Raw genomic sequence first — 12,742 nt, 5'->3', positions numbered from 1 at the left:
TCAGTAGCTCCCCAGCAGCGCGGCGGCGATCAGCAACGCGCACCACAGCGCCGCGCCGCCGCGTACCAGCCACAGTGCACGGCGCACGCTGTCCGCGTCGGCCGGCGCGCCTTCGCCCAGGGCCGGGCGCGGCTGCCATTGGCCGTGGTACGGCGCCGCGCCGCCGAGTTGCACGCGCAGCGCACCGGCGCCGGCGGCCATCACCGGCCCGGCATTGGGGCTCTTCCAGGCAGCGGCCTGCCCGCGCCAGCAGCGCAGCGCCGCAGCCGTGGCACCGAGCAGCGCGTAGGTCAGCGCGGTGAGGCGGGCAGGCACCCAATTGAGGACATCGTCGATGCGCGCCGCCGCCCAGCCGAAACGCAGGTAGCGCGGCGTGCGGTAGCCCCACATCGCATCCAGCGTGTTCGCCAGCCGGTACAGCACCGCGCCGGGCGCGCCGAGCAACAGGCCCCAGAACAGCGCGGCGAATACGGCGTCGCTCCCGTTCTCCAGCACCGATTCGGTCGCCGCGGCGGCGACCTGCGTGGCATCCAGCGCGCCGGTATCGCGGCTGACGATGCGTCCCACCGCGGCACGCGCCGCCGCGAGGTCCGCGCGCGCCAACGCACCGGCCACCGCCTGCGCATGCTCGCCCAGGCTGCGCAGGCCCACCGCGGCGTACAGCGCCACTGCGGCCCAAGCCAGCGCCGCCCAGGGCGACCACCACCACAGCAGCCATTGCACGCTGGCGGCGGCCAGCACGAACGGCAGCACCGCCAGGCTCCAGGCGAGCGATCCGGCGAGGCGCGAATCGCGGTACAGCCGCGTGGCCAGCCATTGCGCCCAACGTCCGAAGCCCACCAGCGGGTGCGCGCGGCGCGGCTCGCCCAGCAGCAGGTCGAGCAGCAGCGCCACCACGCCAACGCAGCCCGTGGCCAGCGCGCTCATCCCCATGATGCCGCGGATCCGCGCATGTTCAGAGCTCGATGCCCTTCTGCGCCATGATGCCGGCCTTGAACGCATGCTTGACCAGGCGCATCTCGGTCACCGTGTCGGCGGCCTCGACCAGCGCCTCCGGCGCGCCGCGCCCGGTGATCACCACATGCTGCCGCGCAGGCCGCGCGCGCACGGCCTGCAGCACGTCCTCGAGCGCGACATATTCCTTCACCAGCGCGATGTTCAACTCGTCCAGCAGCACGAAGTCGTAGTTCGGATCGGACAGCATCCGCCGGGCGACGTCCCACGCTGCCTGCGCGGCGGCGATGTCACGGGCGCGATCCTGGGTTTCCCAGGTGAAGCCCTCGCCCATGACGTGGTAGTCGAGCTGGTCGGGAAACCGGCGGAAGAATGCTTCCTCGCCGGTGGCGAAGCTGCCCTTGATGAACTGCACCACGCCGCAGTGCAGGCCGTGGCCGAGCGAGCGCGCCAGCATGCCGAAGCCGGAGGAACTCTTGCCCTTGCCATTGCCGGTGTTGAGCACGAACACGCCGCGGTCGATGGTGGCGCGGGCGATGCGGCGGTCGACGAGTTCCTTCTTGCGCTGCGCGCGTTCGCGGTAGTGCGCGTCTTCGTCGCGCGGGGGCGTGTCGTTCATGCGAGGGCGCCTTGCGGGCGTCGCGCGGCCAGGCGCCGCGCGGCCACCGCCAGCGCCAGGCCCACCGCGACGTAGCCGGCCAAGGTGCCCAGCGCGCGCGGGTAGTAGTGCGGCACGCGCGCCAGGAAGCCGGCCAGGTCGGCGCCCGGGTAATGGCCCGAAAAGAAGTAGAAGCCGCCCTTGGACAGCAGGTAGGCGACGCTGGCGGTCAGCACCAGCACCCCGGCCAGCCGCGGCACGGCGCGCCAGCGGGCTTCGTGCAGCCGCCGCGCGTAGACGTGCCCGCCCAGCCAGAGCGCGGCATTGGCGAGCGCGAGCGCCCAGTAGGCCGGCGATACGCACCAGTCGCTGATGGTGCCGGCGGCCAGGCTGCCGAGATCCAGCGCGCTGGAGAGCACGAAGAACAGCGGCAACGTCCACATCGGGCGCAGCAGCGCGCCGGCGAGGAAGAACACCGCCCACGAAGCACTGGGCAGCGCATCGACCGAGGCGAAGTGCTGGCCGCGCGTGCAGATCATCAACGCGGCCAGCAGCACGCCGGCCAACCCCTGGCCAGCGGCCGACGCGAGGGGCAACGCGCGGGGTGCGGCGCTCACCGGCTCACGCCTTGGCCGGTGCGGCAGCGCGCGTGCGCCGCCGCCGTGCCACGACGTAGTGCAGCGCGAGCGCGACGGCGAGGTAGGTGGCGGTGGTGCGCACGAACAGCGGCCCCCACTGTCCGGCGCAGGCGAGGTACTGGTTCCAGTTCGGATCCGGGTAGCGGCCGCCGAACCAGTAGAAGGCACCGTTGGAGATCAGGAACGACACCGCCGCGGCCGCCACGCCCACCACCCAGACCAGGCCGAGCGAGGCCAGCCCGCCCTCGCGGCGGGCCGACACCCAACGCCCGGCCTGCCACAGCACGGCGTAGGACAGCAGCAGCGCGTAATAGGCGGGCGTGACGCAGTAGTGCTGGAAGAAACTCATCCCCTGCTGGCGGATGGCGAGGTAGTCGATCAACACCGCCACGCCCAGCAGCAGGGCGTACTGGACGTAGCGGCGCAGGTAGAAACCGCCGAGGAAGAACAGCGCCATCGACGCATCCGGCAAGTGCAGCAGGCTGCCGACGTGATGGAAGCGCGTGGCGGCCATCACGATCAGCAGCGCGATCAGCACTGCGCGGGCGGCGGGAGGTGACAGGTGCTTCATCGGCGTTTCTCCCGGTTACTGCGCCGGATGGTAGCGCAGGGTCAGCTGGTAGTTGCGGCCGGGCTGGGCATACCAGCGCGCGGTTTCGTAGTCGCGGTCGAACACGTTGTTGGCCGACAGGCTCAACTTCCAATCCTGCGCGATGCGCCAGCCCACGCGCAGGTCGAGCAGGCCGTAGCCGCCCAGGTGCACGGTGTTGGCGAGGTTGTCGTAGCGCGCGCCGGCACCGAACACGCTGGCCCCCAGGCTGAAAGCGCCGAAGCTGCGGTCGGCGTCGAGGCGCCCGCTCTGGCGCGCGCGGCGCTGCAGCACGTTGCCGTGGTTGGTGTCGCCATCGGCGCGGGGATCGAGCCAGGTGAGCGTGGTCTGCAGTTGCCAGCCGGCGAGTTCCGCGCCGGTGACCGCCTCCACGCCACGGATGCGCGCCTGGTCCACGTTGTTCGGCTGGCCGAAGGGATGGGCGTCGTCCACCAGGTCGGCGTCGTAGGCGATGAGGTCGTCGACCTGGGTCTGGAAGGCATTGAGCGACCAGTGGCCCCAGGCGTGCTCGCCGCGCAGGCCGAGTTCGGCGCTGTGCGAGGTTTCCGGCCCGAGGTTGGGGTTGCCGTAGCCGGGGTAGTAGAGCTCGTTGAACGTGGGCGCCTTGAATGCGGTGCCATAGCTGGCCGTCAGGCGCAGCTGTTCGGCGAAATCCCAGCCCCACAGCAGGCTGCCGGTGTTCTTGCCGCCGAACTGGCTGTTGTCGTCGTGGCGCACGCTGGCCTGCACGGACTGCCGGCCGAAGGTCTGTTGCCACTGCGCGAAGGCGCCGCGGTTGATGCGGTGGTCGGCGTCGTAGGTTTCGCTGCTCTCGATCTCGTCGCGCTGCCAGTCGAACCCGACCGAGAGCAGGCCCGGGCCGGCCTGGATATCGGCCTGCAACGCGCCCAGGCGGCGGCGGGTATCGAAGGTGGAGGAATACACGCCATCGAGGTAGGTATCACTCAACTCGGCGCTGGTGCCGACGCTGGCGGTGAACCTGACGGCATCGTTCGGTGCATAGCGCAAGCGGCCGCCGGCGATCTGCTCCACGCCCTTGGCGAGGTTGTCCACGCTGCCGTCGTATTCGTTGCGGCTTTCGGCGCGCAGCGCGTTGACCTCGGCATCCCACTGGCGGTTGAAACGCCAGCCGCCTTGGACGCCGAGCGAATCGTTGCGGTAGCCGTCGCGGTCGGGATCGTAGTAGCGGGAGGCCGTATTGGTATAGGCGTTGATGCCGTCGGTTTCATCGTGCACGGCCTGCACGGCGTACCAGCCGCCGTGTTCGGCGGCGTCGCCCTGGGTGCGGCCGGACAGCCCGGCGCTGTAACGGCGGGCGTTGTCGCTGCCGATGCTCAAGGCCAGGTTGGGTTCGAACGGGCCGCGGGGCCGGCGGGTGAAAATCTGGATGACGCCGCCGATGGCCTCGGAGCCATAGAGGCTGGAGAACGGGCCGCGCACGATTTCGATGCGCTCGATCTGCTCGACGGGGATGTCCTGCAGGGCGGCGCCACCGGAGGTGGCCGAGCCCGCGCGCACGCCATCGACGAGCACGACGACATGGTCCGACTCGGTGCCGCGCAGGAACAGCGAGGTCGCCTTGCCCGCGCCGCCATTGTTGGCGAGCGAGACGCCGGCTTCGCCGCGCAACAGGTCGGGCAGCGATTGCGGCTGCCGGCGCTCGATCTCGGCGCGGTCGATGACGGTGACCGGCGCCAGGGCCTGGTCCTGGGTCTGGGCGGTACGCGAGGCGGTGACGACGATCTGGTCCAGATCGCGCGGGGCGTCGGCGGCGAAGGCCGCGCCGGCGGGGAACAACGAACAGGCCAAAGACGCCGCCAGGACCTGGCGACGGGACAACGACACGTGGCGATGCACTGAAACACTCCTAGTCCGCGCCTGCCCGCGCGGGAACGATGGAAAAGGACAGGCGGAAGGAGGGTATGGTGGTGACGGGATGCGACCCGGCCCCATGACATCGCCCACCGCATGTCACGCCGCTCCAGGCCGGTATCCGGGCTCGCGAGCGCGGGCGATCTACTCGCCAGCCAATCCGCGCCTTCCCATGCATGACTGCACAGTGGCTCGTGCGGACCTTGTCTCGCCTACCGTTGCGGGGGCAGCTCCGGAATTGACGCGTTGGCGTCGCACCGGATTCCCGTTTAAACCTGCCAGCTGTTCTTGGGAGGTCACCTGGGGCGGGCGAATGATACCGGGATTTGCTGGCTTGCGGCTGGCTTTCCTGGGTCTTGCGGTGGTTTTGGGGTTGTAGGCCTTCGATGTTGATCGGCTGTTTTTGGTTCGTGCACCGACAGCGGGGCGGGGCCTTTTCGGGACACGCCGTGAATCCATCCATGGAGGCTCGTAGGCGACATCCATGTCGCCTACGGTCCCGAAAAGGCCCCGCCCCGCTGTCCCTCCAGATCCCATCGACCGGACGACAACCTCCGAAGCGCGCGCGCACAACGCCCGCGTACTTCACGTCCTCGCACGCGCACCTTCATCGAAGTGGGATCCCCAAGGCGCCTTGCGCCGGCCTGCCGTATAGGGGCGTCAGCGGGCCATGGATGGCCCGCGGCGGCGAATCGGACAGGACGTCTGCTGAGCCGTGACGCCCCTATACGGCAGGCCGATGCCCGCACCGCGAGGCAGCCCCTCCACCGCACACGACGCACGCGCCATCGATAAAACCCACAAAACTGCATGACCCAAAAAAAAAGAGGCCCAGGCAACAGCCCAGGCCTCCTCCAACGCAGCGCACGCGAAAACCTCACCCCTTGGCAAACACCAACTGGCCACCCTCCGCATCCACCTTGATCACATCCCCGGTGGCGTATTCGCCGCCCAGGATCTTCTGCGCCAACGGGTTCTCCAGCTGCGCCTGGATCGCCCGCTTCAGCGGCCGCGCGCCGTAGACCGGATCGAAGCCGACATTGCCCAGCAACTCGAAGGCCTTGTCGCTGACCTCGATACGCAGGCCACGCTCGGCCAACCGCTTTTCCAGGCCCGACATCTGGATCTTGGCGATCTGCTTGATCTGCTGCTTGTCCAGCGGATGGAACACGACGATGTCGTCGAGCCGGTTGATGAACTCCGGCCGGAAATGCGCCTGCACCACGCCCATCACCGCCGCCTTCATCTGCACGTAGGCTTCCGGCGAATCGTCGCCGCTCAGCTCCTGGATCTGGTGCGAGCCCAGGTTGGAGGTCATCACGATGACGGTGTTGCGGAAATCCACCGTGCGGCCCTGCCCGTCGGTCAGGCGGCCGTCGTCCAGCACCTGCAGCAGGATGTTGAACACGTCGCTATGCGCCTTCTCCACCTCATCCAGCAGGATCAGCGAATACGGACGGCGACGCACGGCCTCGGTCAGGTAGCCGCCTTCCTCGTAGCCCACATAGCCCGGGGGCGCGCCGATCAGGCGGGCCACCGAATGCTTCTCCATGAACTCGCTCATGTCGATGCGGATCATCGCGTCGCTGCTGTCGAACAGGAACTCGGCCAGCGCCTTGCACAGTTCGGTCTTGCCCACGCCCGTGGGGCCCAGGAACAGGAACGAGCCGCTCGGGCGGTTCGGGTCCGACAGGCCGGCGCGCGAACGGCGCACCGCATCGGATACGACACGGATCGCCTCTTCCTGGCCCACGACGCGATGGTGCAGCACGTCTTCCATTCGCAGCAGCTTGTCGCGCTCGCCTTCGAGCATCTTGTTGACCGGGATGCCCGTCCAGCGCGAGACCACCTCGGCGATCTCTTCATCGGTCACGCGGTCCTGCACGAGCTTGAAATCCTTCTGCTCCGCTTCGCTGGCGGCGGCCAGCTGCTTCTCCAGCTGGGGCAGCAGGCCGTACTGGATTTCGCTCATCTTGGCGAAATCCTGCCGGCGCTGCGCCGCCTCCAGCTCCAGCTTGGCCTGCTCGATCTGCTCCTTGATCTTGGTGGCGCCCTGCAACGCGGCCTTCTCGGACTTCCAGATTTCATTGAGGTCGGAGAACTCGCGCTCCAGGCTGTCGATGTCGGCTTCCAGGTCCGCCAGGCGCTTCTGCGAAGCCTCGTCCTTCTCCTTCTTCAGCATCTCGCGCTGGATCTTGAGCTGGATCAGGCGGCGCTCCAGGCGGTCCAGTTCCTCCGGCTTGGAATCGATCTCCATGCGGATGCGGCTGGCGGCCTCGTCCATCAGGTCGATGGCCTTGTCCGGCAACTGGCGATCGGTGATGTAGCGGTTGGACAGCGTGGCGGCCGCCACGATGGCCGGATCGGTGATCTCCACGCCATGGTGGACGGCGTACTTCTCCTTCAAGCCGCGCAGGATGGCGATGGTGTCCTCCACCGTCGGCTCGCCCACGAAGACCTTCTGGAAGCGGCGCTCCAGCGCGGCATCCTTCTCGATGTACTTGCGGTACTCGTCCAGCGTGGTGGCGCCGATGCAGTGCAGCTCGCCGCGCGCCAGCGCCGGCTTGAGCATGTTGCCGGCATCCATCGCGCCATCGGCCTTGCCCGCGCCGACCATCGTGTGCAGTTCGTCGATGAACAGGATGATCTGGCCCTCGTTCTTGGCCAGGTCGTTGAGCACGCCCTTCAGGCGCTCTTCGAATTCACCGCGGAACTTGGCGCCGGCGATCAGCGCGCCCATGTCCAGCGAGAGCACGCGCTTGCCGCGCAGGCCCTCGGGCACCTCGCCGTTGACGATGCGCTGGGCCAGGCCTTCGACGATGGCGGTCTTGCCCACGCCGGGCTCGCCGATCAGCACCGGGTTGTTCTTGGTGCGCCGCTGCAGGACCTGGATCGTGCGGCGGATTTCCTCGTCGCGCCCGATCACCGGGTCCAGCTTGCCGCTCTCCGCGCGCGCGGTGAGGTCGATGGTGTACTTCTCCAGCGCCTGGCGCTGGTCCTCGGCATTCTCGCTCTGCACGGTGTCCCCTCCCCTGACCTTGTCGATCGCCGCCTCGATGCGGCGCTTGTCCGCGCCGGCGGCGCGCATGGCCATGCCCAGCGCACCGCCGTCGTCGGCGGCCGCCAGCACGAACCACTCGCTGGCAATGAATGCATCGCCGTGCTGCTGGGCCAGCTTGTCGGTCTGGTTGAGCAGGCGCGTCAGGTCGTTGCCGATCGACAGGTTGCCCTCCTGGCCGGAGACCTTGGGCAGCTTGTCGAGCGCTTCGCCGAGGCGTTCGCGCAGCACGGGCACGTTGACGCCGGCCTGCGCCAGCAGCGGCCGGGTGCTGCCGCCGGACTGGTCCAGCAGGGCGGTCATCACATGGACCGGTTCGATGATGTTGTGGTCGCGGCCAACGGCCAGCGACTGCGCGTCCGCCAGCGCCTGCTGGAAACGCGAGGTGAGCTTGTCCATCCGCATGGTGGGCGTTCCTCTGGAATCGGAAAGGCCGGCTGCGCCGGCAATGAACCCCAGATGCGGTTAAGCAGGCGTGTTTCAAGCCTGTGCGAGACGGGCAGTGGTCATTCGTTTCGGCACCGCCCGCGCGCCGCTTGCAAGCGCCCTGCGCCGGCCTCAAGCTCCAAGGACCCATGGAGACCGTTCCCGCACACGCCGCCGGCTGGCACGTCTATCTGCTGTTGTGCCGCAACGGCAGCTACTACGCGGGCATCACGAACGATGTGCCGGCGCGCTACGCCGCCCACGCGGCCGGACGCGGTGCGCGCTATACGCGCGCCTTCCCGCCGGTCGAACTCCTCGGCAGCCGCCCCTTCCCCGACCGCGCCAGCGCCTCGCGCGCGGAATGGCAGCTCAAGCGGCTGCCGAAGGCGCGCAAGCTGGCGTGGCTGGAACAGGCCACCTGATTCAAGGCGCCGCGGGCCGCACGTCGTCCGCGTCCACGCCCAGCGACTGCGCATAGCCGCTGTCGCGCAGTACCTGGTCGGCATCGGGCAGCGCGATCATCGCGCGCAGCGCCTGCCGGGGATGGCGGGCACGGTAGGCCGCCCATATCCGCACCCCCACCCAGTACGCCAGGTCGGGCGGGCCGCCATCCTCGCGGCCGCTGTTCCACATCCAGCGGGTGCCGGCGGCGATGGCCTGGGGGTCCGGCGAGGCCCCCTGCCAATGGGCACGCAGGGTCTGCCGGTCCTCCAGGAACTGGCGCAGCAAGGCCTGTTCCCGCGCCATGGCCCAGGCGTTGTCGGCGCCATCGGCCGTGCCGCCGGTGATGTCCGCCGCGAGGTGGCTGGCCGCGCCCTCGCGCAAGGCCCATGCGAGCAAATCGCGTCGCAGGGGGCTGTCTTCGGAGAGCACCGGCTGCAACGTGTGCGCGGTTTCGTGCGCGACCAGGGCACGCAGGCCGGCGCGCCACTCCGGCTGGGCGCACAGCTGCTCCAGGCTGATGCTTACCGTGCGTTGCGATGTCGCCAGGCCCAGCGCGTTCCCGCTGCCGAACACGATATCCACGGCGGGCAACCGCGCTTCGGGGAACCGCTCGCGATAGGCCTCCAGCACGGCGGCCACGCCAGCTTCCTGCGCGGGCATCGCCGGCAGGCACTCGTCCACCGCGTGCCGGTACTTGCCGGGGTTGGCGGCCACGGCCTGCGCGAGCTGCGCGGCGCTTCCCACGCCGTCGGCGATGTAGGCCTTCAGGCCCGCGCTGCCGGGGTCGAGGTAGCCGCGCTGCAGCTGGTTCGCGTCGGGCCGGCCGTGACCGCTTTCGAACACCCGCGCGAAACGGCGCGCGTCATCCAGATGGAGCACCGGCTGCGTGGCCGCCGTCGCGGCCGCCGCGCAGATCACCGCGCACAGCGGCCCGACCCTGCCCCTGTTTCCTTTCCCGCCCATCGCGCGACCCTCCCGCCCACTGCGATGGCGAGCAGGGTAGCCGAAGCGGCGTGAGACTCAGGCGCCGGTGATCGCCGCGCGAAACGCGCGCAGTTGCTGCTTCACCGCCTCCGCCTGCTCGGGCGCCAGGCGCAGCAGCGCCTTCTGCCCGACCGACAGCGATTCCAGCGCGGGGTCGGCGAACCGCAGCCGGCCATTGGCGCCGGGTACGACGGCGATCGGCTGCGCCGGCACGGGCGTCTGCAGCAGGTGGTCGATCACCGCGACCAGGCGGTCGTTGAAGTAGCCCTGCGGATAGCCCAGCTCGACATACGCCTGCTGGAACAGCGGGTAGAAGCGGCGATATACCTCCGCCGAGGCCTGTGCATCCACATGCACGAAGGCGCGCACGAACGGGGCGTAGCGGCGCGCGTTGGCCGCGGTGTCCAGCCAGGAGGCCTGCGCGTCGCCGGTGGTCGTGGCGATCGGGTCCTGCAGCGGGCGGTAAGGCAACGCGCGTAGCGTGATGCTCCGCTGCGGCAGGTTGTCCACCGCCACCACCAGGCGCTGCACCAGGTGGTCGCGCAGCAGCACCGCCAGCGCGCCTTCGTCGCCCACCACGCCGGCCAACGCGGCCCATGCGGCCTCGTCGCTGTGGGCGAGCGCGGGGAGCGCGGCATCGGCCGCGGCATCCGCTGCGATGGGATGCGCGATCGCCGGCTGGGCCGGCGCGGCAGGCGTGGCCGGCGCGGTACCGAGGCGGGGCGCGGACACGGGTTTCTCGGCCGTCGCCTCCGGCGACATGGCATCGGGCCGGAACAACCACACGCCCGCGCCTATCACCACCACCGCGCCGAGCAGCCACGGCCAGCGGGGTGCGTGTTCGCGTGTCTGCATGTCGGGAAGGCCTCCTGTGCGTGATCGTCGGCAGGTAGGACCTGCGCGACGCCGCCGGGTTCCTTCCGCGGGTCAGCTCAGGTTGTGCGACGCGGCGCGCCCGGGGTGAACGAGAGCAGCGCGAGCAGCGCCGCCAGCACGACATAGGCGCCGACGAACTGCCAGCTGATCGTGCGCGCCAGCCCTTGCAGCTGCCACGGCAGGTAGATGCCGCCGCGCGGATCGACCGAGTGGATCAGCCCGAACAACGCCAGCACCGCGGCCACCAGCAGGAACACCGCCGCGCGCCGCAGCCGGCCGTCGATCATCGCCGCCACGCTGGCCGTCCACAGCATCGCGGTGATGATGAAGCCGTTGCCGAGGGTGAAGATCACCGCCAGTTCCGGCAGCCCGTGCGCATCGGCCTGGGTGGTGAGTGCCTGCAGTTGCTCGGGCGCGATCCAGCCCGGCGCCTTGATCGCCAGCAGGTAGGCCACCGACGGCAGGAAGCCCAGCACCATCGCGCCGGCGTGGCGCGATGGCGTGGCCTGGAAGGCCTGGGTGGTGATGTCGATGGCGACATACACGATGATCGGCGCCAGCACCGCCAGCGGCAGCCACTGCACCAGGCCGGAAATGATGCCCAGCATGCCGCCGATGCCGACGAACAGGCCGGTCAGCAGCGTGTAGCCGCTGCGCGCGCCCATGTGCTTGTACGCGGGCTGGCCGATGTACGGGGTGGTTTGCGCGACGCCGCCGCACACGCCGGCCACGAGCGTGGCGAAGGCTTCCACCAGCAGGATGTCGCGGGTGCGGTAGTCGTCGCCGGCCGCGCGCGCGCTTTCGCTCACGTTGATGCCGCCCACCACCATCAGCAGGCCGAACGGCAGCAGCAACGGCAGGTACGGCACGGTGTGCGGCAACCCGGCGAGGAAGCCGAGGTTCGGCCACGGCAGCACGACCGACAGCGGCGTCCACGCCGGCAGCGCGAAGCCCGGCGCCCCCAGGCCGGCCAGGCCCAGGCCGTAATACAGCGCGGTGCCGACGATCAGCGCCACCAGCACGCCGGGCAGCGGCACCGGCAGGCGGCCCTTGGCGATCAGCACGTAGAGCAGCAGGCCGAGGGTGACGAAACCGGCCACCGGCGCGCGCAGCGTCTCCAGCAGCGGCAGCAGCCCCATCAGCACCAGCGCGATGCCGGCGATGGAACCCAGCAGCGAGGCGCGCGGCAGCGCGCGCGTGACCGCCTCGCCGAAGAACGACAACACCAGCTTGAGCAGGCCCATCACCACCAGCGAGGCCATGCCGAGTTGCCAGGTGGAGATCGCCGCGTCCGCCGGGCTCTGGCCCTGCGCCTTGAACGCGACGAACGCCGGCCCGAGCACCAGCAGCGCCATGCCGATGCTGGTGGGCGCATCCAGCCCCAGCGGCATGGCGGTGACGTCGTCGCGCCCGCTGCGCGCGGCCAGCCGCCGCGCCATCAGCGTGTACAGCAGGTTGCCCACCAGCACGCCGAACGCGGTGCCGGGAAACATGCGGGTGAAGACGATCTCGGCCGGAAACTGGAACAGGCCGATCAGCGCCATCGCGATGAAGCCGAGGATGGTGAGGTTGTCGACCAGCAGGCCGAAGAAGCCATTGAGGTCGCCGGCGACGAACCAGCGGGGACGCGAGGGGGTGACGGTGCGCATGCGATGTCCGGAAGGGCGTGGGAGGGCGTCAGAACGACACATCGACCGGCTGGCGCGACCACAGCACCGACTGGTGGCCGGTGGCCTGCTTCCACGCCAGGCGGATCGCCTCGATGTCGGCGCGGCGCTGCGCGGTGTCCTCGTGCAGGATCACCAGCACCTTGGTGCGCAGGCGGTTGGGCTGCGGCGCGCCGCGGAACAGCCACTGGCCGTAGGCATCGAACACGGTCAGGCCATCGGGGAAGCGCGGAGTGACTTCCTTGTCCAGGAAGGCGCGCCAGCGCTCCTCGCTGATCGGCGCGTCCTGCGGGCGGTCGGCGGTGCCGCTTTCCTCGCCCACGCCGAAATAAAGCTCGCTGCGCACCCACCCGCTGGCCTGGGCCGGGCGCAGCGCGTCGCCGCGCAGGTCCGCCGTGGCCGCGGCCGGGGGGCCGGAAGACACCGGCGTGGCGGCGCATCCCGCCAGCAACAGCGAAACGACGAGGAACGAACTACGCAGGACGGCGACGGGCTGGAACACGATGGCGGGATTTCTCGGCGGGGAAGACGGGGAGATTAGCCGCAGGCGGGACGCGGCGACTCATAACCAGCGGCGATGACTTCATGTCGAAAACGCGGCCACCGGACGACGAC

At 69.9% G+C, this 12,742-nt stretch carries 11 protein-coding genes and 1 riboswitch; of the genes, 1 reads left to right on the top strand and 10 read right to left on the bottom strand.

The window, feature by feature from the left end; all coding sequences use genetic code 11:
• From cbiB to clpB, 6 genes are all read right to left on the bottom strand, one after another.
• Positions 1–927 (bottom strand): adenosylcobinamide-phosphate synthase CbiB, encoded by a 927-nt coding sequence (cbiB, locus tag P6166_RS10680; RefSeq protein WP_277764442.1) that lies wholly within the window; start codon positions 925–927, stop codon positions 1–3.
• Positions 928–955: 28 nt separating this feature from the next.
• Complete coding sequence (cobO, locus tag P6166_RS10675; protein ID WP_277764441.1) at positions 956–1,573, bottom strand: cob(I)yrinic acid a,c-diamide adenosyltransferase; 618 nt, start codon at positions 1,571–1,573, stop codon at positions 956–958.
• Positions 1,570–2,091 carry a hypothetical protein gene (locus tag P6166_RS10670; RefSeq protein ID WP_277764498.1) on the bottom strand — a complete coding sequence of 174 codons (522 nt, stop codon included), beginning with the start codon at positions 2,089–2,091 and terminating at the stop codon, positions 1,570–1,572. The genes cobO and P6166_RS10670 overlap by 4 nt, the downstream gene beginning before the upstream one ends.
• Positions 2,092–2,173: 82 nt before the next feature.
• Complete coding sequence (locus tag P6166_RS10665) at positions 2,174–2,761, bottom strand: hypothetical protein (RefSeq protein WP_277764440.1); 588 nt, start codon at positions 2,759–2,761, stop codon at positions 2,174–2,176.
• A 15-nt stretch (positions 2,762–2,776) separates the two neighbouring features.
• Positions 2,777–4,645: a TonB-dependent vitamin B12 receptor gene (btuB, locus tag P6166_RS10660; RefSeq protein ID WP_277764439.1), complete on the bottom strand. Its 1,869-nt coding sequence runs from the start codon at positions 4,643–4,645 to the stop codon at positions 2,777–2,779.
• A 121-nt stretch (positions 4,646–4,766) separates the two neighbouring features.
• Positions 4,767–4,991, bottom strand: a riboswitch (cobalamin riboswitch).
• A 558-nt stretch (positions 4,992–5,549) separates the two neighbouring features.
• The gene (gene clpB / locus P6166_RS10655) at positions 5,550–8,135 is read right to left on the bottom strand and encodes an ATP-dependent chaperone ClpB (protein WP_277764438.1); all 2,586 of its coding nucleotides are present in this window, start codon (positions 8,133–8,135) and stop codon (positions 5,550–5,552) included.
• A gap of 170 nt (positions 8,136–8,305) precedes the next feature.
• Between clpB and P6166_RS10650 the strand changes: the two genes are divergently transcribed.
• Positions 8,306–8,578, top strand: a complete 273-nt coding sequence (locus P6166_RS10650) for a GIY-YIG nuclease family protein (protein WP_277764437.1) — start codon at positions 8,306–8,308, stop codon at positions 8,576–8,578.
• Position 8,579: 1 nt separating this feature from the next.
• On the opposite strand, the gene P6166_RS10645 is transcribed toward P6166_RS10650, so the two are convergent.
• The 4 genes from P6166_RS10645 to P6166_RS10630 all read right to left on the bottom strand — a co-directional run bounded on the left by P6166_RS10645 (position 8,580) and on the right by P6166_RS10630 (position 12,608).
• Positions 8,580–9,479 (bottom strand): hypothetical protein, encoded by a 900-nt coding sequence (locus P6166_RS10645; protein WP_277764436.1) that lies wholly within the window; start codon positions 9,477–9,479, stop codon positions 8,580–8,582.
• Positions 9,480–9,620: 141 nt separating this feature from the next.
• Entirely contained in the window at positions 9,621–10,439 is an 819-nt protein-coding gene (locus tag P6166_RS10640; RefSeq protein ID WP_277764435.1) for a DUF3014 domain-containing protein, read from the bottom strand.
• Positions 10,440–10,516: 77 nt separating this feature from the next.
• On the bottom strand, positions 10,517–12,109 hold the full coding sequence (locus P6166_RS10635) for a hypothetical protein (RefSeq protein WP_277764434.1): 1,593 nt from the start codon (positions 12,107–12,109) through the stop codon (positions 10,517–10,519).
• Between the two features lie 28 nt (positions 12,110–12,137).
• Complete coding sequence (locus tag P6166_RS10630; RefSeq protein WP_277764497.1) at positions 12,138–12,608, bottom strand: DUF3574 domain-containing protein; 471 nt, start codon at positions 12,606–12,608, stop codon at positions 12,138–12,140.
• Positions 12,609–12,742 lie beyond the last annotated feature (134 nt).

The sequence above is a fragment of the Stenotrophomonas sp. HITSZ_GD genome (assembly GCF_029543105.1).
GTDB lineage: Bacteria > Pseudomonadota > Gammaproteobacteria > Xanthomonadales > Xanthomonadaceae > Stenotrophomonas_A.
Note: the sequence above shows the minus strand (reverse complement) of the source record. Positions and strands in the feature narration are given on the sequence as shown.